Here is a 21,931-nt window from a genome sequence, read left to right on the forward strand (position 1 = left end):
CCGAACGTCCTCACCCACCTGAACCACCTGGCCGGCCTCGCCGCGGCGGAGCCGAAGTCCCAGGAAGTGACGAACTGGCCCGCGCGCATCGGCTGGACCGTCGGGCTGCTGCTGTTCGTCGCCCTGCTGTACTGGCTGATGCGGCAGGGCTGGAAGTGGCGCGGCACCCTCCAGGGCGATCTGCCGCCGCTCCCCGCCGCCCCCGCCGACCCCGGCGCGGAGCGCCTGGCGCTCACCGGCCGCTACCACGGCTCGACCACTGCCGGCCAGTGGCTGGACCGCATCGTCGCCCACGGCCTCGGCGTCCGCAGCCGGGCCGAGGTGACCCTCACCGACCGGGGGCTCGACGTCCGCAGGCCCGGCGCCGAGGACTTCTTCGTCCCCGCCGGGCGGCTGCGCGGCGCACGGCTCGACAAGGGCATCGCCGGCAAGGTCCTCACCGAGGGCGGTCTGCTGGTGATCACCTGGGAGCACGGCGACCGCCGCATCGACTCCGGCTTCCGCTCCGACCGCGCCGCCGAGCACCCCGCCTGGGTGGACGCGGTGAACGCCCTGACCGACGCCCAGGAGAGTGCACGATGACGACCCCCGCCCAGCGCACCCGGCCCAACGGCGCGATGCTCGTCCTGGAGGACGGTCGCGTCTTCCGCGGACGCTCCTACGGCGCGGTGGGGGAGACTTTCGGCGAGGCCGTCTTCAACACCGGCATGACCGGCTACCAGGAGACCCTCACCGACCCCTCCTACCACCGCCAGGTGGTCGTCATGACCGCCCCGCACGTCGGCAACACCGGCGTCAACGACGAGGACCCCGAGTCCGGCCGCATCTGGGTCGCCGGCTACGTGGTCCGCGACCCCGCCCGGGTGCCCTCCAACTGGCGCTCGGTGCGCAGCCTCGACGAGGAGCTGACCGCCCAGGGGGTCGTCGGCATCAGCGGCGTCGACACCCGTGCGCTCACCCGGCACCTGCGCGAACGCGGCGCGATGCGCGTCGGCATCTTCTCCGGGACCGCGCTGGGCGAGGAGGCCGCGCTGCTGGAGAGGGTCCGGTCCGCGCCGCAGATGAAGGGCGCCGACCTGTGCGGCGAGGTCGCCACCGACGCGGCGTACGTCGTCCCCGCCCAGGGCGCGAAACGTTTCACCGTCGCCGCCGTCGACCTCGGGATCAAGGGCATGACCCCCTACCGGATGGCCGAACGCGGCATCGAGGTCCACGTCCTCCCCGCGACGGCAACCCTGGACGAGATCTACGCAGTTGAGCCCGACGGCGTGTTCTTCTCCAACGGCCCCGGCGACCCCGCCACCGCCGAACACCCCGTCGCGCTGATGCGCGGCGTGCTCGAGCGCCGGACCCCGCTCTTCGGCATCTGCTTCGGCAATCAGATCCTCGGCCGGGCCCTGGGCTTCGGCACCTTCAAGCTCAAGTACGGCCACCGCGGTATCAACCAGCCCGTCCAGGAACGCACCGACGGGGGCACCTGGAGCGGCGGCAAGGTCGAGGTGACCGCGCACAACCACGGCTTCGCCGTCGACGCCCCGCTCGACGGACCCGCCGACACTCCCTACGGGCGGGCCGAGGTCTCCCACCGCTGCCTCAACGACGACGTCGTCGAAGGTCTGCGGCTCCTCGACCGCCCCGCCTTCAGCGTCCAGTACCACCCCGAAGCGGCCGCCGGCCCCCACGACGCCGCCTACCTCTTCGACCGCTTCGTGACCCTTATGGAGGGCCAGCGTGCCTAAGCGCACTGACATCGCCTGCGTCCTGGTCATCGGCTCCGGCCCGATCGTGATCGGCCAGGCCGCCGAGTTCGACTACTCCGGCACCCAGGCGTGCCGGGTCCTGAAGTCCGAGGGCCTGCGCGTCGTCCTGGTGAACTCCAACCCGGCGACGATCATGACCGACCCGGAGATCGCCGACGCCACCTACGTCGAGCCGATCACCCCGGAGTTCGTCGAGCGGATCATCGCCAAGGAACGGCCCGACGCGCTCCTGCCCACCCTCGGCGGCCAGACCGCGCTCAACACCGCCATCGCCCTGCACGACTCCGGGGTGCTCGCCGAGTACGGCGTCGAGCTGATCGGCGCCGAGGTCGACGCCATCCACAAGGGCGAGGACCGCGACCGCTTCAAGGAGGTCGTCGAGGCGGTCCGCGCGAAGACCGGACACGGCGAGTCCGCCCGGTCGGTCATCTGCCACACCATGGACGACGTCCTCGCCGGGGTGGACACCCTCGGCGGCTACCCCGTCGTCGTCCGGCCGTCCTTCACCATGGGCGGCGCCGGCTCCGGCTTCGCCCACGACGAGGACGAGCTGCGCCGCATCGCCGGCCAGGGCCTGACGCTCTCCCCGACCACCGAGGTGCTCCTGGAGGAGTCCATCCTCGGCTGGAAGGAGTACGAGCTGGAGCTGATGCGTGACCGGCACGACAACGTCGTGGTGGTCTGCTCCATCGAGAACTTCGATCCGATGGGCGTGCACACCGGCGACTCCATCACCGTCGCGCCCGCGATGACCCTGACCGACCGCGAGTACCAGATCCTGCGCGACGTCAGCATCGCCGTCATCCGCGAGGTCGGCGTGGACACCGGCGGCTGCAACATCCAGTTCGCCGTCAATCCCGAGGACGGCCGGGTCGTCGTCATCGAGATGAACCCCCGCGTCTCCCGGTCCTCCGCCCTCGCCTCCAAGGCCACCGGCTTCCCCATCGCGAAGATCGCCGCACGGCTCGCCATCGGCTACACCCTGGACGAGATCCCCAACGACATCACGGAGAAAACCCCGGCGTCGTTCGAGCCGACACTCGACTACGTCGTCGTCAAGGCGCCACGCTTCGCGTTCGAGAAGTTCCCCGCCGCCGACAGCACGCTGACCACCACCATGAAGTCGGTCGGAGAGGCCATGGCCATCGGCCGCAACTTCCCCGAGGCCCTCAACAAGGCGCTGCGCTCCCTGGAGAAGAGGGGCTCCCAGTTCGACTTCACCGGCACGCCCGGCGACAAGGCTGCCCTCCTCGCCGAGGCCGTACGCCCCACCGACGGCCGGATCAACACCGTCATGGACGCCATCCGGGCCGGTGCCACACAGCAGGAGGTCTTCGACGCCACGAAGATCGACCCCTGGTTCACCGACCAGCTCTTCCTCATCCACGAGATCGCCCAGGAGGTCGCCGCCGCCGAACGCCTCGACGCCGGTCTCCTCGACCACGCCAAGCGGCACGGCTTCTCCGACGCCCAGATCGCCGCCGTCCGCGGCCTGCGCGAGGACGTCGTCCGCGAGGTGCGGCACGCGCTCGGCGTCCGCCCGGTCTACAAGACCGTCGACACCTGCGCCGCCGAGTTCGCCGCCCGTACCCCGTACTTCTACTCCTCCTACGATGAGGAGACCGAGGTCGCGCCCCGCGAGAAGCCGGCCGTGATCATCCTCGGCTCCGGTCCCAACCGCATCGGCCAGGGCATCGAGTTCGACTACTCCTGCGTCCACGCCTCCTTCGCCCTGCACGACGCGGGCTACGAGACCGTCATGGTCAACTGCAACCCGGAGACCGTTTCCACCGACTACGACACCTCCGACCGGCTCTATTTCGAGCCGCTCACCCTGGAGGACGTTCTGGAGATCGTGCACGCGGAACAGCAGGCCGGACCGGTCGTGGGCGTCGTCGTGCAGCTCGGCGGCCAGACCCCGCTCGGGCTCGCCCAGGCGCTCAAGGACAACGGGGTGCCCATCGTCGGCACCTCCCCGGAGGCCATCAACCTCGCCGAGGAGCGCGGAGCCTTCGGCCGCGTCCTCACCGACGCCGGCCTGCCCGCCCCCAAGTACGGCACTGCCTACTCCTTCGACGAGGCCAAGGGCATCGCCGCCGAGATCGGCTACCCGGTCATGGTGCGGCCCTCCTACGTCCTCGGCGGACGCGGCATGGAGATCGTCTACGACGAACCCTCCCTCGCCGAGTACCTCACCCGGCACGCCGGACTGATCTCCGAACACCCGGTGCTGGTGGACCGCTTCCTCGACGACGCCATCGAGATCGACGTGGACGCCCTCTACGACGGCCACGAGCTCTACCTCGGCGGCGTCATGGAGCACATCGAGGAGGCCGGCATCCACTCCGGCGACTCCGCCTGCGCGCTGCCGCCCATCACCCTCGGTGGCCACGACATCAAGCGCCTCCGCTCCTCCACCGAGGCCATCGCGGCCGGAGTCGGCGTCCGCGGACTGATCAACATCCAGTTCGCCATGGCCGGCGACATCCTCTACGTCCTGGAGGCCAACCCGCGCGCCTCCCGCACCGTGCCCTTCACCTCCAAGGCCACGGCCGTGCCGCTGGCCAAGGCCGCCGCCCGCATCTCGCTGGGCGCCACCGTGGCCGAGCTGCGTGCCGAGGGGATGCTGCCGGCCGAGGGCGACGGAGGCACCCTGCCGATGGACGCGCCGATCTCCGTCAAGGAAGCCGTCATGCCGTGGACGCGCTTCCGCGACGTCCACGGCCGGGGCGTGGACACCATCCTCGGCCCGGAGATGCGGTCCACCGGCGAGGTGATGGGCATCGACTCCGTCTTCGGCACCGCCTACGGCAAGTCGCAGGCCGCCGCCTACGGCGCGCTGCCCACCAAGGGCCGCGCGTTCGTCTCGGTCGCCAACCGCGACAAGCGGTCGCTGATCTTCCCCGCCCGGGAACTCGTCGCGCTCGGCTTCGAGCTGCTCGCCACCTCCGGCACGGCCGAGGTCCTGCGGCGCAACGGCATGCACGCCACCGTGGTGCGCAAGCACAGCGAGGGGGAGGGCCCGAACGGCGAGAAGACCATCGTCCAGCTCATCCACGACGGCCAGGTCGACCTCATCGTCAACACCCCCTACGGCACCGGCGGCCGCCTGGACGGCTACGACATCCGCACCGCCGCCGTCGCCCGCTCCGTGCCCTGTCTCACCACGGTCCAGGCGCTCGCCGCCGCCGTGCAGGGCATCGACGCGCTCGGCAGGGGAGAGGTCGGAGTCCGCTCCCTCCAGGAGCACGCCGGCCACCTGACCGCCGCCCGCGGCGTCTGAGGGGGGACATGTACCGGCTGCTCTTCCGCACGGTCCTGAGTCGGATGGACGCCGAGCGCGCCCATCACCTGGCCACCGCCTGGATCGCCCTCGCGGCCCGCGTCCCCGTGCTGCGCACCCTCCTCGCCGCCTGCCTCGCGCAGCGCCGCCGCGCGCTGCGCACCGAGGCGCTGGGCCTGCGCATGCACGGCCCGTTCGGGCTCGCTGCGGGCTTCGACAAGAACGCGACCCTCATCGACGGCATGGCGATGCTCGGCTTCGACCACGTCGAGACCGGCACCGTGACCGCGCGGCCGCAGCCCGGGAACCCCGGGCCGCGACTGTTCCGCCTGGTCCCGGACCGTGCGCTGGTCAACCGGATGGGCTTCAACAACGACGGCTCGGCGTCCGTTGCCGCACGCCTGGCCCGCCGCGCCGCCCGCGGCCCGGCGTTCCGCACCACCGTCGGTGTCAACATCGGCAAGACCAAGGCCGTCCCCGAGGCGGAGGCCGTCGCGGACTACGTCACCTCGGCCGAGCGGCTGTCGCCCTACGCCGACTACCTGGTCGTCAACGTCTCCTCGCCCAACACCCCCGGGCTCCGGAACCTGCAGGCCGCGGAGCAGCTCCGCCCGCTGCTGACGGCCGTACGGGAGGCCGCCGACCGGACGGTGCCGGGCCGCCGGGTGCCGCTGCTGGTCAAGATCGCCCCCGACCTGGCCGACGAGGACGTCGACGCGGTCGCCGACCTCGCCCTCGACCTGGGGCTGGACGGGATCATCGCCACCAACACCACCGTCGCCCGTGACGGCCTCGGGCTCACCGCCGACCCGGCCGTCGTCGCCGAGACCGGCGGCCTGTCCGGCGCTCCCCTGAAGCAACGCTCCCTGGAGGTGCTGCGCCGGCTGTACGAGCGGGTCGGCGACCGCATCGTCCTGGTCGGCGTGGGCGGCGTCGAGGACGCCGAGGACGTCTGGCGGCGCATCCTCGCCGGCGCCACCCTGGTCCAGGGCTACAGCGCGTTCGTCTACCGCGGCCCGCTGTGGTGCCGCTCGGTCCACAAGGGCCTGGCCGCACGCCTCGCCGCCAGCCCGCACGCCACCCTCGCCGAAGCCGTCGGCGCAGACACCCGGAAGGCCACTCCATGAGCCCCGCACCCGCCCAGGAACCCTTCGGCGTCCGCCTCCGCGCCGCGATGGACGCCCGCGGCCCGCTCTGCGTCGGCATCGACCCGCACCCCTCGCTGCTCGCCTCCTGGGGCCTGGCCGACGACGTCGGCGGCCTGGAGACCTTCACCCGCACCGTGGTCGAGGCGCTCGCCGACCGCGTCGCCGTGCTCAAGCCGCAGTCCGCGTTCTTCGAACGCTTCGGCTCCCGCGGCGTCGCCGTCCTCGAACGCGCGGTGGCCGAGGCCCGCGGCGCAGGAGCGCTGGTGATCACCGACGCCAAGCGGGGCGACATCGGCTCCACCATGGCCGCCTACGCCGCCGCCTACCTGGAGAAGGGCTCCCCGCTGTTCTCCGACGCCGTCACCGTCAGCCCCTACCTCGGCCTCGGTGCGCTGCGGCCCGCCCTGGAGACGGCCCGGGACAACGGATGCGGCGTCTTCGTCCTGGCCCTCACCTCCAATCCGGAGGGCGCCGAGGTGCAGCACGCCCGCGGCGAGGACGGCCGCACCGTCGCCGCGGCCGTGCTGGAGCAGCTCCGTGCGGAGAACGCCGGGGCGGAGCCGTTCGGCTCGTTCGGCGCGGTCGTCGGCGCCACCCTCGGCGACGTCCCGGAACGCCTCGGCGCGCCGCTCGCGATCAACGGGCCGCTGCTGGCGCCCGGGATCGGCGCACAGGGCGCCGCCGCCGAGGACCTGCCCCGCGTCTTCGGGGCCGCCGCCTCCCACGTGCTGCCCAGCGTGAGCCGCGGCGTGCTGCGGCACGGGCCCGGCGTGGAGGCCCTGCGTGCGGCCGCCGCGACACAGGCGGAGGAGCTCGCCCGCTTCCTCTCCTGAGTCTTTCTGTGGTGATATGTCCGTAAATGACCCCAGGGGAAACAAGCTGACCAGGACTTTTCCGCAGTTATCGCTGACTGGAGCGCCCTCGGCCGCTAGTCTCCGTCGGGAGCACGTAGAAGTGGAGCCTCCCCAGGTCCGAAGGGGCAGGGGGACGCGTTGCTCGGTGCTCCGCGGGTGCGGAGCCGCCAGGCTCCACACCGATCCATATCCGACAGTTCGACATCCGAGGTGACGTAGGCGTGGCTCTTCCGCCCCTTACCCCTGAACAGCGCGCAGCCGCGCTCGAGAAGGCCGCCGCGGCTCGCCGGGAGCGCGCCGAGGTCAAGAACCGGCTGAAGCACTCCGGCGCTTCCCTCCACGAAGTCATCAAGCAGGGCCAGGAGAACGACGTCATCGGCAAGATGAAGGTCAGCGCCCTCCTGGAGAGCCTGCCCGGCGTCGGCAAGGTCCGCGCCAAGCAGATCATGGAGCGACTGGGCATCTCCGAGAGCCGCCGCGTGCGCGGTCTCGGGTCCAACCAGATCGCGGCCCTGGAGCGGGAGTTCGGCAGCGCCTGAATCCCCAGGTTTCCCGCCCCGGCGGGAAACCTGGATAATCGCTCCATGGCTCATCGTCCGCGGCTGACCGTGCTCTCCGGCCCCTCCGGGGTCGGCAAGAGCACGGTCGTCGCCCATCTGCGCAAAGAACACCCCGAGGTCTGGCTCTCGGTCTCCGCCACCACCCGTGCCCCCCGCCCCGGCGAGAAGCACGGCGTGCAGTACTTCTTCGTCGACGACGAGGAGTTCGACAAGCTCGTCGCCAACGGCGAACTGCTGGAGTGGGCCGAGTTCGCGGGCAACCGCTACGGCACGCCCCGGCGCGCCGTGCTGGACCGGCTGGAGGCCGGCGAGTCGGTGCTCCTGGAGATCGACCTCCAGGGCGCCCGGCTGGTCCGGGCCTCCATGCCCGAGGCCCGGCTGGTCTTCCTGGCCCCGCCGAGCTGGGAGGAGCTGGTGCGCAGACTCACCGGCCGCGGCACCGAGGCGCCCGAGGTGATCGAACGCCGGCTGGCCGCCGCCCGCACCGAGCTGGCGGCCGAGTCGGAGTTCGACACCACCCTGGTCAACACCTCCGTCCAGGACGTCTCCGCCGAGCTGCTAGCCTTGATGAACGACGAGTGACCTCAGCGGCGCCGACCCGTGCCGACGGGATTTCCGCCCGCCACTCGTGAACCATCCTCGACACTCCGGAAGGTTTCAGCGTGTCCTCTTCCCTCACCACGCCCGAGGGCATCATCAACCCGCCGATCGACGAGCTGCTCGAGGCCACCGACTCGAAGTACAGCCTGGTGATCTACGCCGCCAAGCGCGCACGCCAGATCAACGCGTACTACTCGCAGCTCGGCGAGGGCCTGCTGGAGTACGTCGGCCCGCTGGTGGACACCCACGTCCACGAGAAGCCGCTCTCCATCTCGCTGCGGGAGATCAACGCGGGCCTCCTCACCTCCGAAGCCGTGGACGGCCCGGTCACCCCGTAAGCACGGCACCCAGCACGGGCCCGGCAGCGCGGCTGCCGGGCCCCTGGTGTGTCATGGAACCCTGACGCCGGGCGCCCGGAGGCCGGGCCCCGGCCTGAGCACGAGTGGGGAGCAACGATGGACCGGGCCCGTACCGAGGTCGTGCTGGGAGTGAGTGGCGGCATCGCCGCCTACAAGGCGTGCGAGCTGCTGCGGCGCCTCACCGAGTCCGGGCACGCCGTCACCGTGGTGCCCACCGCCTCCGCGCTGCGCTTCGTCGGCGAACCGACCTGGGCGGCGCTGTCCGGCCGCCCCGCCGCCACCGAGGTCTGGGAGACGGTGCACGAGGTGCCGCACGTGCGCATCGGGCAGCGCGCCGACCTCGTCGTCGTCGCGCCCGCCACCGCGGACCTGCTCGCGAAGGCCGCCCACGGCATGGCGGATGACCTGCTGACCAACACGCTGCTCACCGCCCGCTGCCCCGTCCTCTTCGTCCCGGCCATGCACACCGAGATGTGGGAGCACCCGGCCACCAGGGAGAACGTCGCCACCCTGCGCCGTCGCGGCTGCGTCGTCCTCGAACCGGGGGTCGGCCGCCTGACCGGCGCCGACACCGGCCGGGGCCGGCTGCCCGACCCGGACCAGATCTTCCAGGCATGCCGGAACGTCCTGGCCCGCGGCGCCGCGCCCGCCGACCTGTCCGGACGGCACGTGGTGGTCAGCGCCGGCGGCACCCGCGAGCCGCTGGACCCGGTCCGCTACCTGGGCAACCGCTCCTCCGGCAAGCAGGGCTACGCCCTCGCCCGCACGGCGGCCGCGCGTGGCGCCCGGGTCACTCTGGTGGCCGCCAACACGGCGCTGCCCGACCCCGCCGGCGTGCGGGTGGTCCCCGTCGGCACCGCCGTCGAACTGCGGGAACGGGTACTCGAGGCCGCGGGCGACGCCGATGCCGTGGTGATGGCCGCCGCGGTCGCCGACTTCCGGCCCGCCGCCTACGCCACCGGGAAGATCAAGAAACAGGAGGGCCGGGACCCCGAGCCGGTCGCCCTCGTGCGCAACCCCGACGTGCTCGCCGAAGTGGCCGGCGACCGGACCCGGCCGGGGCAGGTCGTCGTCGGGTTCGCCGCGGAGACCGACGACGTACTGGCCAACGGGCGCGCCAAGCTCGTCCGCAAGGGCTGCGACCTGCTGGTCGTCAACGAGGTGGGGGAGCGGCGCACCTTCGGCGCCGAGGAGAACGAGGCGGTGGTGCTCGGCGCCGACGGCAGCGAGACCCCGGTCCCGTACGGCCCCAAGGAGGCACTCGCCGACACGGTGTGGGACCTGGTGCGGGACCGCTTTCCGCGGTCCTGAGGTTTTCCCTGAATCATGTCGCAGTTCGAGACACCGCGATTGGATTCGGGCCGGCATGGATAAACTGGCCACGGATCGTCATCGGGCGCAGCCCCCGACGCATCCGGCCATGTTCAGCCAGCAGCCGCTGCAACCCCAGGGAGCGATGTGTCCCGCCGCCTGTTCACCTCGGAGTCCGTGACCGAGGGTCACCCCGACAAGATCGCCGACCAGATCAGCGACACCATTCTCGACGCCCTGCTCAAGGACGACCCGACCTCGCGCGTCGCCGTCGAGACGCTTATCACCACGGGCCTGGTGCACGTGGCCGGCGAGGTCACCACCAAGGCCTACGCGCCCATCGCCTCGTTGGTGCGCGGCAAGGTCCTGGAGATCGGTTACGACTCCTCGAAGAAGGGCTTCGACGGTGCGTCCTGCGGCGTGTCGGAGTCCATCGGAGCGCAGTCCCCGGACATCGCCCAGGGCGTCGACACCGCGTACGAGAAGCGCGTCGAAGGCGACGAGGACGAACTCGACAAGCAGGGCGCCGGCGACCAGGGCCTGATGTTCGGCTACGCCTGCGACGAGACGCCCGAGCTGATGCCGCTGCCCATCACCCTGGCGCACCGCCTCTCCCAGCGGCTCTCGGCCGTCCGGAAGAACGGCACCATCCCCTACCTGCGCCCCGACGGCAAGACGCAGGTCACCATCGAGTACGACGGTGACAAGGCGATCCGCCTGGACACCGTCGTGGTGTCCTCGCAGCACGCGGCGGACATCGACCTCGACTCCCTCCTCGCCCCCGACATCCGCGAGTTCGTGGTGGAGCCGGAGCTGAAGCAGCTCGTCGAGGACGGCATCAAGATCGAGACCGAGGGCTACCGGCTGCTGGTGAACCCCACCGGCCGCTTCGAGATCGGCGGCCCGATGGGCGACGCCGGGCTCACCGGCCGCAAGATCATCATCGACACCTACGGCGGCATGGCCCGCCACGGCGGCGGCGCCTTCTCCGGCAAGGACCCGTCCAAGGTCGACCGCTCCGCCGCCTACGCGATGCGCTGGGTCGCCAAGAACGTCGTCGCCGCGGGCCTCGCCACCCGCTGCGAGGTGCAGGTGGCGTACGCCATCGGCAAGGCCGAACCGGTCGGCCTCTTCGTGGAGACCTTCGGCACCGCCAAGGTCGAGGTGGAGAAGATCGAGCAGGCCATCTCGGACGTCTTCGACCTCCGCCCGGCCGCGATCATCCGCGACCTGGACCTGCTGCGCCCGATCTACGCCCAGACCGCCGCCTACGGGCACTTCGGCCGCGAGCTGCCGGACTTCACCTGGGAGCGCACCGACCGCGTCGACGCACTCCGCCAGGCCGTCGGCCTGTAACCGGCCCGCTGCCGCCCGCTCACGCCGGGGCCCGGACGTCCGCCACGGACATCCGGGCCCCGGCGCGTGCGGGGGGGAGACGCCCGGACCGTGCCCCGCGCTGTTCCCTCGGTCCGGCAGCCGTGACGTCCGATGTCCGAGCCGTCTGGTAGCAAGGAAGCCGTGAGCAGCGACGACGACACAGACGACTCCGCGGCGCGGCCGCCGGAGCAGCTCGCCCTGCTCCGCGACACCGTCCGACGCAGCCGGGAACCCCGCGCCCGGCCGCGCACCTGGCGCGGCGCCGCGCTGGCGCCCGAGCGTCCCGTCGCCCGCGTCCTCGTCGACAAGGGACTGGTCCACCTCGACCGCTACTTCGACTACGCGGTCCCGGCCGCGATGGACGACGAGGCCGCCCCCGGCGTCCGCGTCCGGGTCCGCTTCGGAGCGGGGGAGAAGCAGGGCCGGCGCGAGGGCGGCCGCCTCACCGGCGGCTTCATCGTCGACCGGGTCGAGGAGAGCGACTACCCCGGCACCCTGGCCCCCCTCGCGCAGGTGCTGTCGCCCGAGCCCGTGCTCACTCCCGGCCTGCTCGCCTTGTGCCGGACCGTCGCCGACCGGTACGCCGGCTCGCTCGCCGACGTGGTGCAACTCGCCGTTCCGCCCCGGATGGCCCGCGCCGAGAAGGCCGCGTCACCGCCTCCCCAGCCCCCTCCGCCCGCGCCGCGGCCGGAGGGCTGGGAGCGCTACCCCCGAGGGTCCGGCTTCCTCGACGCCCTCGCCCGGGGTGCGGCACCCCGCGCGGTGTGGACCGCGCTGCCCGGCCCCGGCTGGCCGGACGAACTGGCCCGAGCCGTCGCTGCCACGCTGTCCGGCGGCCGGGGAGCCCTCGCGGTCCTGCCCGACGGCCGCAGCGCCGCCCGCGCGGACGAGGCGCTCACCGCGCTGCTCGGCCCCGGCCACCACGTCATGCTCACCGCCGACGCCGGTCCGGAGGCCCGCTACCGCCGCTGGCTCGCCGTCTCCCGCGGCTCCGTGCGCGCCGTCGTGGGCACCCGCGCCGCGATGTTCGCCCCCGTCCGGGACCTCGGCCTGGCCGCCCTCTGGGACGACGCCGACCCGGCCCACAGCGACGACCACGCACCCCAGCCGCACGCCCGCGAGGTACTGCTGCTGCGCGCGGCCCACGAGCAGGCCGGCTTCCTGCTCGGCGCCCACGGCTGCACCGTCGAGGCCGCCCAGCTCGTCGACAGCGGCTGGGCCCGGCCGCTGACCGCCGACCGCGCCACGGTCCGCGCCGCCGCCCCCGCCGTCCGCACCGTCGGCGACGGCGACGAGGCCCGCGACCCCGCCGCCCGCGCCGCCCGGCTGCCCAGCATCGCCTGGCGGACCGTGCGCGACGCGCTGGAGGAGGGCCCCGTCCTGGTCCAGGTGCCCCGTCGCGGCTACGTCCCACGGCTGTCCTGCGTCCGCTGCCGTACCCCGGCACGCTGCACCCGCTGCCACGGACCGCTGGAAGCCACCGGAGCGGAGGAGACGCTGCGCTGCGCCTGGTGCGCAGCCGAGGCCCCCGGCTGGGCCTGCCCGGAGTGCGGAGGCACCCGGCTGCGCGGGTCGGTCTTCGGGACGCGCCGCACGGCGGAGGAACTGGGCAGGGCGTTCCCCGCCGTGCCCGTCCGGACCTCCGGCCGCGACCACATCCTGGACTCCGTCCCGGACCGGCCGGCCCTCGTCGTCTCCACGCCCGGCGCCGAACCGCCCGCCACGGGTGCTGGCTACGCGGCGGCGCTGCTGCTCGACGGCTGGGCCCTGCTGGGCCGGCCCGACCTGCGGGCCGACGAGGAGGCGCTGCGCCGCTGGCTGTCGGCGGCGGCGCTGGTCCGTCCGGGGGGCGAGGGCGGCAGCGTCCTGGTCGTCGCCGAGCCGACGCTGCGCCCGGTGCAGGCACTGCTGCGCTGGGACCCCGCTGGCCACGCGGTCCGCGAACTCGCCGAACGCGCCGAACTCGGCTTCCCCCCGGTCTCCCGGATGGCGGCGGTCAGCGGCCCCGCCGACGGCGTCGCCGCGTTCCTCGCCCAGGCCGGGCTGCCGGAACGAGCCGAGGTACTGGGGCCGGTGCCGCTGCCGGTCGTCCCGGCCGGCCGGCCCCGCCGTACCGGAGAGCCCCCGCCCGGCGAACAGTGGGAGCGGGCGCTGATCCGGGTCCCGCCCGGCGACGGCGCGGCGCTGGCGGCCGCGCTGAAGCAGACCCAGGCGCTGCGGCTGGCCCGGCGCGAAGGGCCGGCCGTGCGGCTCCGCATCGACCCGCCCGACATCGGCTGACGGCCGCCCGTCGACCGGTTCCGGATCCTTCCCCGCCGGGCAAGGCCGAAGCCGCACCGCGGCACGCCCCGGGCACACGGCCGCCCGGCGCCCCGGCCGGGGGAGGGCCGGAGGCGCCGGGCGGTGTGACGGCTGCGGAGGGTTCAGCCGTTGCGAGGGCCCGGGAACACCCCAGGCCGGGTCTCCGGGCGCACCGGCCGCACAGGCGGCGCGGGCACCGACCGGGCGGCGGGCACGGCTCCGGGCGTCGCCGGCGCGCGTCCCGCGACGGCCGGCGCCACGGGGGCCACGGGCCGCCGCCCGGTCGGCGGGCCCGCGGTCTCCTCCGGACCCGGCACCGGCGGCACCTGCTGCTGCGCGGCGGTGCTGCCGGTGCTGCGCCGCGCACCGTAACGGCGGTGCACCGCCTGCTTGGTGACGCCGAGCGCCGAGCCCACCGCGTCCCAGGAGAAGCCCAGTGAACGGTCGAAGTCGACGGCCGCCGTCACCAGGGTCTCGACGCTGTCGCGCAGTTCCTGGGCGAGCCGCACGGTCGGCGCCGGGGCCCGTCCGTAGACGACGAAACCGGTCGACGGGCCGGTACGGCGGGGTCGGTAGACGTTGCCGAGCTGCGCGGTGAGCGTCCGCAGCGCGTCCACCTGCCTGCGGACCCGCTCGATGTCCCGGACCAGCAGGTGCAGGCTGGCCCGCGCCTGAGCGTCGTGGGTTGCGTGGTCGGCCATGAAGAAGCCTCTCGAGCCGGCGTGACGGGAAGGTACGACGAGGCCACCGCTGCGGCCTCGTGAGGTCAATCTGCTTTGACCAACGCGGCAACGCCCGGATCAGTCACGCCCCGGGGGCGTACAAGCGCCCGTACGAGTCGCACCGCGCGCCCCCGCCCGGGGTCAGCCCCGTAGACTCGTCGGCGCCGTACCACCGCTGCGAGAGGTCACCACCCACCGATGAGGCTCGTCTTCGCCGGAACACCCGAGGTCGCCGTACCCGCCCTGGACGCCCTGCTCGCGTCCGACCGGCACGAGGTCGTCGCCGTCGTCACCCGCCCGGACGCGCCCGCAGGCCGCGGCCGGCACATGGTGGCCAGCCCCGTCGCGCAGCGCGCCCGCGAGGCGGAGATCGAGGTGCTCCGCCCGGAGCGGCCCCGCGACCCCGCCTTCCTCGCACGTCTCGCCGAGATCGCGCCCGACTGCTGCCCCGTCGTCGCCTACGGCGCCCTGCTGCCCCGCGCCGCCCTGGACATCCCCCGGCACGGCTGGGTCAACCTGCACTTCTCGCTGCTGCCCGCGTGGCGCGGCGCCGCCCCCGTGCAGCACGCGGTGCTCGCCGGCGACGACATGACCGGCGCGTCCACGTTCCTCATCGAGGAGACCCTCGACTCCGGGCCGGTCTACGGCGTGCTCACCGAACGCCTCCGCCCCACCGACACCAGTGGCGACCTCCTCACCCGGCTCGCCTTCGCCGGGGCAGGCCTGCTCGCCGCCACCATGGACGGCATCGAGGACGGCACCCTGGAAGCCGCTCCGCAGCCGGCGGACGGCGTCAGCTTCGCCCCGAAGATCACTGTGGAGGACGCCCGCATCGACTGGACGGCGCCCGCGCTGCGCGTGGACCGCGTGGTCCGCGGCTGCGCCCCCGCCCCCGGCGCCTGGACGACCTTCCGCGGCGAACGACTGAAGGTGCGCACCGCGGAACTCGCCCCCGAGCACACGGAGGCGGCGCCCGGCGAACTCGTCGCGGGCAAGAAGGCCGTCCACGCCGGCACCGGGTCGCACGCGGTGCGGCTGCTGTGGGTGCAGCCGCAGGGCAAGAAGCCGATGCAGGCCGCGGACTGGGCTCGCGGCGTGCGCATCCAGCCCGGCGAGACGCTCGGCGTCTGACACGCCGCGGCTACCCTGGACGCACCGCCCCACCACACCGCACCCGGAGCACCTTCCCACCGTGAGCAACAGGCCGCGCCGCCCCGCCAAGCCGTACCGCCGACCCCGCAGGGACCCCGTCCGCATCCTCGCCTTCGAGGCCCTGCGTGCCGTCGACGAACGCGACGCCTACGCCAACCTCGTGCTCCCCCCACTGCTCCGCAAGGCCCGCACCGCGGGCGACCTCGACGCCCGCGACGCGGCGCTGGCCACCGAACTAGTCTACGGCACGCTCCGCCACCAGGGCACCTACGACGCGATCATCGCCGAATGCGTCGACCGGCCGCTGCGCGACGTCGACCCGCCCGTCCTGGACGTGCTCTCGCTCGGCGCCCACCAGCTCCTCGGCACCCGCATCCCCACCCACGCCGCCGTCAGCGCCACCGTCGAACTCGCCCGTGTCGTCCTCGGCGACGGCCGCGCCAAGTTCGTGAACGCCGTGCTGCGCCGCATCGCCGCCGACGACCTGGACGGCTGGCTGGACCGCGTCGCCCCGCCGTACGACGACGACGCCGAGGAACACCTCGGCATCCGCCATTCCCACCCCCGGTGGGTCGTGTCCGCGCTGTGGGACGCCCTCGGCGGCGGCCGCAGGGGGATGGAGGAACTCCTCGCCGCCGACAACGACCGCCCCGAGGTCACCCTCGTCGCCCGCCCCGGCCGCACCACCCCCGGCGAACTGCTGGCCACCGTCCCCGACGCGGCCCCCGGCCGCTGGTCGCCCTACGCGGTCCGGCTCAGCGAGGGCGGCGACCCCGGCACCCTGGAGACCGTGCAGGACGGCCGCGCCGGAGTCCAGGACGAGGGCAGCCAGCTGGTCGCCCTCGCCCTGGCCGCCGCCCCCCTCGACGACGGCCCGGACGCCTCCTGGCTGGACGCCTGCGCGGGCCCCGGAGGCAAGGCCGCGCTGCTCGCCGCGCTCGCGGCCCGGCGCGGAGCCACCCTGACAGCCGGCGAACGGCAGCATCACCGCGCGCGCCTGGTCGCCCGCGCGCTGCGCGGCAACCCGGGCCCCTACCAGGTCCTCACCGCCGACGGCACCCGCCCGCCCTGGCGGGACGGCGCCTTCGACCGGGTCCTGGTCGACGTGCCCTGCACCGGCCTGGGAGCGCTGCGCCGCCGCCCCGAGGCACGCTGGCGCCGCCGCCCCGAGGACCTGGCGGGCTTCGCACCCCTCCAGCGCGGCCTGCTGGAGCAGGCGCTGAAGGCCACCCGCCCGGGCGGGGTCGTCGGCTACGTCACCTGCTCCCCGCACCCTGCGGAGACCCGTGCCGTCGTCGACGACGTCCTCAAGCACACCGGGGGCGCCGAACTTCTCGACGCCCGCCCGCTGCTGCCCGACATGCCGGGCCTCGGCGACGGCCCCGACGTGCAGTTGTGGCCGCACCTGCACCACACCGACGCCATGTACCTGGCGCTGCTGCGCCGCACCGGCTGACCCGCGACCCGGCCGACCCGCGACCCCGGCGGACCGGCGACCCGGCGGGCCGCGCGCCGACCCGCCCGCGAACCGGCCCCCGGGACCGGGATACTGGAGGCATGGCACAGATCAACCCGAGCATCCTGTCGGCCGACTTCGCCCGCCTCGCCGACGAGGCGAGGGCGGTCGAGGGCGCGGACTGGCTGCACGTCGACGTGATGGACAACCACTTCGTCCCCAACCTCACGCTCGGCGTGCCCGTGGTGGAGTCGCTGCGGAAGGCGACGGACACCCCGCTGGACTGCCACCTGATGATCGAGGACCCAGACCGCTGGGCGCCGCAGTACGTGGAGGCCGGCGCGGGATCGGTCACCTTCCACGCGGAGGCCGCCGCCGCCCCGGTGCGGCTCGCCCGCCAGATCCGCGCGCAGGGCGCCCGCGCGGCGATGGCGCTCAGGCCGGCCACCCCCGTCGAGCCGTACGAGGACCTGCTTCCCGAACTGGACATGCTGCTGGTCATGACCGTCGAGCCCGGCTTCGGCGGACAGGCGTTCCTCGACATCATGCTGCCCAAGATCCGCCGCACCCGGCGGCTGATCGAGCGGCACGGGCTGCAGATGTGGCTCCAGGTTGACGGCGGCGTGTCCGCCGAGACGATCGAGCGTTGCGCCGAGGCCGGAGCCGACGTCTTCGTCGCCGGCTCGGCCGTCTACGGCGCCGACGACCCGGCCGCGGCCGTCCGGTCACTCCGCGCGCAGGCGGAGGAGACCGCGTCCCGCACATGCGCCCACTGACGCTTCGGCACGCAAGCCCTCCCGCGGGGATGTGGTGCATGTACCGCACACCCGTGATCAACGAGCCCGCAGGGCCCTACACGGCGCCGCATCTGCGAGGATGAACACGCGGCGCGAACGCGCAGGTACGGCAGAACAGTGAGGTGAGTGCGGTGTCGACGGGTCGGGCCACAAGAATGGGACCCGCCGAGCTCATGCAGGCGGCGGCCATCGCACGCCGCTTCTACCTGGAGGGGAAGTCCAAGATCCAGATCGCCGACGAGTTCGGCGTCAGCCGCTTCAAGGTGGCGCGCGTTCTGGAGACGGCACTGGAGCGCGACCTGGTACGCATCGAGATTCGTGTCCCGGCCGAGCTGGACGCCCAGCGCTCGGACGCGTTGCGGGCCCGCTACGGGCTGCGTCACGCTGTCGTCGTCGAGTCGCCCACCGAGGGGGCCGACACCGCCGCGGAAGAGGCCGGTGCCGACCCCGAGAACCTCGGCGAGGTCGCCGCCGACCTGCTCGGCGAACTGGTCACCGACGGTGACGTGCTCGGCCTGGCGTGGGGCCGGTCCACCATCCACATGGCGGCCGCCCTCCGGCAGCTGCCACCGTGCACCGTCGTCCAGCTCACCGGGGTCTACGACGCGGGGACGGCCGACCGGGGCTCGGTCGAGGCGGTACGGCGGGCTGCCGAGGTCGCCGGGGGAGAGGCGCATCCCCTCTACGCGCCCATGCTGCTGCCCGACTCCGCGACCGCCGCCGCGCTGCGCAGCCAGACCGGCATCTCCCGCGCGTTCGAGTACTTCGACAAGGTGACCGTTGCCGCCGTCTCCATCGGCTCGTGGGAGCCGGGCGTCTCCACCGTGCACGACATGCTCAGCGACTCCGAGCGCGCCCACTACTCCTCCCTCGGCGTCGCCGCCGAGATGTCCGCGCACCTCTTCGACGCCCAGGGCCGCCGCATCGGACGCGACCTGGGGGAGCGGTGCATCACCGTGGAGGCCGACCGGCTGCGGCGCATCCCTGAGGTCGTCGCCATCGCGGGAGGCCAGCGCAAGGCCGACGCCATCGGCGCGGTGCTGCGCTCCGGCCTGGTCACCAGTCTCGTCACCGACACCGCGGCCGCCGACCATCTGCTCCAGGACGGCGCCCCGCTGCCGCCCCGCCCTGCCCTGGACCGGGCCGACCCCGATGGGCTCTGAACGGGCCCCGTGAACGGCTCCCGCGCAGGGCTCCCGCGCACCCCCCCGCGCCGGCTCGTACGATCGCACGAGCGGCCGCGCTGCGCCCTGGGGTTTTCTCCGCGCCCCCTCCGCCCCCTGACATGGGAGAATGAGGTACGTGCGTTTTCTGAATGATCAGCGTCCGTCCTACGACCTCACCTACGACGACGTCTTCATGGTTCCCAACCGCAGCGCCGTCGGTTCCCGCCAGGGCGTTGACCTGTCCACCCCGGACGGCACCGGCACCACCATCCCGCTCGTCGTGGCCAACATGACCGCGATCGCGGGGCGCCGGATGGCCGAGACGACGGCCCGCCGAGGCGGCCTCACCGTCATCCCGCAGGACATCCCGCTCGACGTGGTCGCCGAGGTGACCTCCTGGGTCAAGCGGCGCCACCTGGTGCTCGACACCCCGATCACCCTCGCCCCCCAGCAGACCGTCGCCGACGCCCTCGCCCTGCTGCCCAAGCGGGCCCACGGCGCCGGGGTGGTCGTGCACGAGGGACGGCCGGTCGGGATCGTCACCGAGTCCGACCTGTCCGGCGTCGACCGCTTCACCCAGCTCTCCGAGGTCATGTCCCGCGACCTGCTGGTCATCGACGCCGGGCTGGACCCGGGCGAGGCCTTCAACCGCCTGGACGCGGCCCACCGCAAGCTCGCCCCCGCGGTCGACGGCGACGGCCGTCTCGTCGGCATCCTCAGCCGCAAGGGCGCGCTGCGCGCCACCCTCTACACCCCTGCCACCGACGACGCCGGACGGCTGCGCGTCGCCGCCGCCGTCGGTATCAACGGCGACGTCGCGGACCGCGCGCGGCGGCTGCTCGACGCGGGGGTCGACACCCTCGTCGTGGACACCGCGCACGGACACCAGGAGCGCATGCTCGACGCGCTGAAGGCCGTACGCGCCCTCGACCCGCAGGTCCCGGTCGTCGCCGGGAACGTGGTGGCCGCCGACGGCGTACGCGACCTGATCCAGGCCGGCGCCGACATCGTCAAGGTCGGCGTGGGCCCCGGCGCGATGTGCACCACCCGCATGATGACCGGCGTGGGACGTCCGCAGTTCTCCGCCGTGCTGGAGTGCGCCGCCGAAGCCCGGCGGCACGGCAAGCACGTCTGGGCGGACGGCGGCGTGCGCCACCCCCGTGACGTCGCCATGGCGCTGGCCGCCGGTGCGTCGAACGTGATGATCGGCTCCTGGTTCGCCGGCACCCACGAGTCGCCGGGCGACCTGCAGCAGAGCTCCGACGGGCGGCTCTACAAGGAGTCGTTCGGCATGGCGTCCGCGCGCGCGGTGCGCAACCGCACCAGCGAGGAGTCCGCCTACGACCGCGCCCGCAAGGGCCTGTTCGAGGAGGGCATCTCCACCTCCCGGATGTTCATCGACCCCGTCCGGCCCGGAGTCGAGGACCTCATCGACGCGATCATCGCCGGAGTCCGGTCCGCCTGCACCTACGCCGGTGCCGGGTCCCTCGAGGAGTTCACCGAGAAGGCCGTCGTCGGCGTTCAGAGCGCCGCGGGCTACGCCGAGGGCAAGCCGCTGCACGCCAGCTGGTGACCCGTGGCCGTCGCGGGCGCACCCTGCGGCGGCCCGGTCGCGGCCGGCACCCGCGCACAGATCACGGAGCCGCGGCGAGAACATTCGGATCCGTGCGAATCCCTTCTCCCGCTCCCCTCTCCTTGCTGGAATGCGGGCATGAGCGACGAGACGGCCCCCGCAGCACACACAGCCCCCGCACCCCACGGCGTCACCTACCGCGCGCGCCACCACCGGGGCACCGGCCCCGGACACATCACCCCCGACGGGTGCTCCGTCAGCCTCTACGCACGCCTCCCGGCCGGCGACGAGCCGGAGATCGTCGCCGCCGCCGCCTCGAGCGGCGCGACCCTCCTCGAACTCGGCTCCGGCGCCGGCCGCCTGACCCGCCCCCTGCGGGAGAAGGGATTCCGCGTCACGGCCGTCGACGAGTCCGCCGAGATGCTGGCGCAGATCGACGGCGCACCCACCGTCCGCTCCACCATCGAGGACCTGCGGCTGGACGAACGGTTCGACGTCGTGCTCCTGGCGTCCTTCCTGATCAACACCGCCGACGACGCGCTGCGCGACGCGCTGCTGCGCACCTGCGCGTACCACCTCGCCCCCGGCGGGGCCGTCCTCGTCCAGCGCGAGGGCGAATGGCACCGCACCCGCACCACGGGGGAGGAGTGGGAGCACGACGGCATGACCGTGCGGATCGCGCTCCGTGAACCCGCCGGGGGCGGCGCCAAGCGCACCCGCATGGAGTACGCCTTCGAGGACGCCGCCTGGAGCCAGACCTTCGTCTCCCACGACCTCCACGAGGCCGACTTCGCCCAGGCGCTGCACCGGGCCGGTCTCACTCTGGACGCCTACCTCACCGACGACCGGACCTGGGCGCGGGCCCTGCCGCGGTGAACGACCGCCCGCCTCGCCCGCCCGCCCGCACCGCCGTGCCCGGCGGGCGGGCGGCCCTGTGGTCTACTGCGGATACGGCGTGCGCCGCTGCCGCCCGGCCACCGCAAGCGCAGAAGAAGAGTGAACCACCCGCAGTGCGACACCTGAACGAACTCGACGAACGCATCGTCCGCGTCCTCGCGGAGGACGCCCGCCGCTCCTACGCCGACATCGGCGCCGAGGTCGGTCTGTCCGCTCCCGCGGTCAAACGCCGCGTGGACAGGCTCCGCGAAGACGGCGCGATCACCGGCTTCACGGTGCGCGTGGACCCTGCGGCGCTCGGCTGGGAGACGGAAGGGTTCATCGAGATGTACTGCCGGTCCAACACCGGGCCCCAGGACATCCGCCGCGCCCTCACCCGCTACCCCGAGGTCGTCGCCGCCTCCACCGTCACCGGCGACGCCGACGCCGTCGTGCAGGTCTTCGCCTCCGACATGCGGCACTTCGAGGCGGTGCTCGAACGCATCGCCTCCGAGCCGTTCGTGGAACGCACCAAGTCGGTCCTGGTGCTCTCCCCGCTGCTCCGCCGCTACGGCTCCGGCGCCCCCACCTGACCGACGCCCCACGCTCCGGCGCGCCACCCACGCACAACGAATC

19 protein-coding genes are annotated in these 21,931 nt (G+C 73.6%); 18 read left to right on the plus strand and 1 reads right to left on the minus strand.

All coding sequences use genetic code 11. The annotated features are described in order from the left end of the window. Positions 1 to 18 precede the first annotated feature (18 nt). The 11 genes from E4198_RS24285 (at position 19) to E4198_RS24335 (ending at position 13,532) form a co-directional block, all read left to right on the plus strand. Positions 19 to 582, plus strand: a complete 564-nt coding sequence (locus tag E4198_RS24285; RefSeq protein ID WP_210732959.1) for a hypothetical protein — start codon at positions 19 to 21, stop codon at positions 580 to 582. Continuing rightward, positions 579 to 1,739, plus strand: a complete 1,161-nt coding sequence (gene carA, locus E4198_RS24290) for a glutamine-hydrolyzing carbamoyl-phosphate synthase small subunit (protein WP_136185039.1) — start codon at positions 579 to 581, stop codon at positions 1,737 to 1,739. Before E4198_RS24285 ends, carA begins: the two co-directional genes overlap by 4 nt. Next, positions 1,732 to 5,043: a carbamoyl-phosphate synthase large subunit gene (gene carB, locus E4198_RS24295; protein ID WP_136185040.1), complete on the plus strand. Its 3,312-nt coding sequence runs from the start codon at positions 1,732 to 1,734 to the stop codon at positions 5,041 to 5,043. The genes carA and carB overlap by 8 nt, the downstream gene beginning before the upstream one ends. Before the next feature lie 8 nt (positions 5,044 to 5,051). Further along, positions 5,052 to 6,170: a quinone-dependent dihydroorotate dehydrogenase gene (locus tag E4198_RS24300; RefSeq protein WP_136185041.1), complete on the plus strand. Its 1,119-nt coding sequence runs from the start codon at positions 5,052 to 5,054 to the stop codon at positions 6,168 to 6,170. Next, positions 6,167 to 7,024: an orotidine-5'-phosphate decarboxylase gene (gene pyrF, locus E4198_RS24305; RefSeq protein ID WP_136185042.1), complete on the plus strand. Its 858-nt coding sequence runs from the start codon at positions 6,167 to 6,169 to the stop codon at positions 7,022 to 7,024. Before E4198_RS24300 ends, pyrF begins: the two co-directional genes overlap by 4 nt. 242 nt (positions 7,025 to 7,266) lie before the next feature. Next, on the plus strand, positions 7,267 to 7,584 hold the full coding sequence (locus E4198_RS24310; RefSeq protein ID WP_027762615.1) for an integration host factor: 318 nt from the start codon (positions 7,267 to 7,269) through the stop codon (positions 7,582 to 7,584). A 45-nt stretch (positions 7,585 to 7,629) separates the two neighbouring features. After that, a complete protein-coding gene (gene gmk / locus E4198_RS24315) occupies positions 7,630 to 8,187 on the plus strand; it encodes a guanylate kinase (protein WP_136185043.1) in 558 nt (185 codons plus the stop codon). Positions 8,188 to 8,267: 80 nt separating this feature from the next. Then, entirely contained in the window at positions 8,268 to 8,543 is a 276-nt protein-coding gene (gene rpoZ / locus E4198_RS24320; RefSeq protein WP_136185044.1) for a DNA-directed RNA polymerase subunit omega, read from the plus strand. A 117-nt stretch (positions 8,544 to 8,660) separates the two neighbouring features. Beyond that, positions 8,661 to 9,875 (plus strand): bifunctional phosphopantothenoylcysteine decarboxylase/phosphopantothenate--cysteine ligase CoaBC, encoded by a 1,215-nt coding sequence (gene coaBC, locus E4198_RS24325; protein ID WP_136185045.1) that lies wholly within the window; start codon positions 8,661 to 8,663, stop codon positions 9,873 to 9,875. Positions 9,876 to 10,022: 147 nt separating this feature from the next. After that, on the plus strand, positions 10,023 to 11,231 hold the full coding sequence (gene metK / locus E4198_RS24330; RefSeq protein WP_136185046.1) for a methionine adenosyltransferase: 1,209 nt from the start codon (positions 10,023 to 10,025) through the stop codon (positions 11,229 to 11,231). 162 nt (positions 11,232 to 11,393) lie between these two features. Next, on the plus strand, positions 11,394 to 13,532 hold the full coding sequence (locus E4198_RS24335) for a primosomal protein N' (protein ID WP_247597822.1): 2,139 nt from the start codon (positions 11,394 to 11,396) through the stop codon (positions 13,530 to 13,532). Positions 13,533 to 13,675: 143 nt separating this feature from the next. Here E4198_RS24335 and E4198_RS24340 read toward each other — a convergent pair whose 3' ends face one another. Beyond that, positions 13,676 to 14,254, minus strand: coding sequence for a hypothetical protein (locus E4198_RS24340; protein WP_136185048.1), 579 nt, complete (start codon positions 14,252 to 14,254; stop codon positions 13,676 to 13,678). Positions 14,255 to 14,473: 219 nt separating this feature from the next. Between E4198_RS24340 and fmt the strand changes: the two genes are divergently transcribed. The 7 genes from fmt to E4198_RS24375 all read left to right on the plus strand — a co-directional run bounded on the left by fmt (position 14,474) and on the right by E4198_RS24375 (position 21,888). Next, entirely contained in the window at positions 14,474 to 15,406 is a 933-nt protein-coding gene (gene fmt / locus E4198_RS24345; protein WP_136185049.1) for a methionyl-tRNA formyltransferase, read from the plus strand. Positions 15,407 to 15,467: 61 nt separating this feature from the next. After that, positions 15,468 to 16,883, plus strand: coding sequence for a transcription antitermination factor NusB (locus tag E4198_RS24350; protein WP_136185050.1), 1,416 nt, complete (start codon positions 15,468 to 15,470; stop codon positions 16,881 to 16,883). A gap of 101 nt (positions 16,884 to 16,984) precedes the next feature. Next, positions 16,985 to 17,659, plus strand: coding sequence for a ribulose-phosphate 3-epimerase (rpe, locus tag E4198_RS24355; RefSeq protein ID WP_136185051.1), 675 nt, complete (start codon positions 16,985 to 16,987; stop codon positions 17,657 to 17,659). A 176-nt stretch (positions 17,660 to 17,835) separates the two neighbouring features. Continuing rightward, a complete protein-coding gene (locus tag E4198_RS24360) occupies positions 17,836 to 18,843 on the plus strand; it encodes a sugar-binding domain-containing protein (protein WP_210732892.1) in 1,008 nt (335 codons plus the stop codon). 130 nt (positions 18,844 to 18,973) lie between these two features. After that, a complete protein-coding gene (locus E4198_RS24365) occupies positions 18,974 to 20,419 on the plus strand; it encodes a GuaB1 family IMP dehydrogenase-related protein (RefSeq protein WP_168711497.1) in 1,446 nt (481 codons plus the stop codon). Positions 20,420 to 20,557: 138 nt separating this feature from the next. Further along, the gene (locus E4198_RS24370; protein WP_136185054.1) at positions 20,558 to 21,295 is read left to right on the plus strand and encodes a class I SAM-dependent methyltransferase; all 738 of its coding nucleotides are present in this window, start codon (positions 20,558 to 20,560) and stop codon (positions 21,293 to 21,295) included. 143 nt (positions 21,296 to 21,438) lie between these two features. Continuing rightward, positions 21,439 to 21,888 (plus strand): Lrp/AsnC family transcriptional regulator, encoded by a 450-nt coding sequence (locus E4198_RS24375; RefSeq protein WP_136185596.1) that lies wholly within the window; start codon positions 21,439 to 21,441, stop codon positions 21,886 to 21,888. The last annotated feature ends 43 nt before the right edge of the window (positions 21,889 to 21,931 follow it).

This window comes from Streptomyces sp. RKND-216 (genome assembly GCF_004795255.1).
GTDB classification, from domain to species: Bacteria; Actinomycetota; Actinomycetes; order Streptomycetales; family Streptomycetaceae; genus Streptomyces; species Streptomyces hazeniae.

Excerpts from the sequence above, each read along its gene's own strand:
- carA (WP_136185039.1), top strand. The coding sequence starts at position 579 with ATGACGACCCCCGCCCAGCGCACCCGGCCCAACGGCGCGATGCTCGTC.
- E4198_RS24300 (WP_136185041.1), top strand. The coding sequence starts at position 5,052 with ATGTACCGGCTGCTCTTCCGCACGGTCCTGAGTCGGATGGACGCCGAG.
- pyrF (WP_136185042.1), top strand. The coding sequence starts at position 6,167 with ATGAGCCCCGCACCCGCCCAGGAACCCTTCGGCGTCCGCCTCCGCGCC.
- gmk (WP_136185043.1), top strand. The coding sequence starts at position 7,630 with ATGGCTCATCGTCCGCGGCTGACCGTGCTCTCCGGCCCCTCCGGGGTC.
- coaBC (WP_136185045.1), top strand. The coding sequence starts at position 8,661 with ATGGACCGGGCCCGTACCGAGGTCGTGCTGGGAGTGAGTGGCGGCATC.
- E4198_RS24340 (WP_136185048.1), bottom strand. The coding sequence starts at position 14,254 with ATGGCCGACCACGCAACCCACGACGCTCAGGCGCGGGCCAGCCTGCAC.
- fmt (WP_136185049.1), top strand. The coding sequence starts at position 14,474 with ATGAGGCTCGTCTTCGCCGGAACACCCGAGGTCGCCGTACCCGCCCTG.
- rpe (WP_136185051.1), top strand. The coding sequence starts at position 16,985 with ATGGCACAGATCAACCCGAGCATCCTGTCGGCCGACTTCGCCCGCCTC.
- E4198_RS24360 (WP_210732892.1), top strand. The coding sequence starts at position 17,836 with ATGGGACCCGCCGAGCTCATGCAGGCGGCGGCCATCGCACGCCGCTTC.
- E4198_RS24365 (WP_168711497.1), top strand. The coding sequence starts at position 18,974 with ATGAGGTACGTGCGTTTTCTGAATGATCAGCGTCCGTCCTACGACCTC.
- E4198_RS24370 (WP_136185054.1), top strand. The coding sequence starts at position 20,558 with ATGAGCGACGAGACGGCCCCCGCAGCACACACAGCCCCCGCACCCCAC.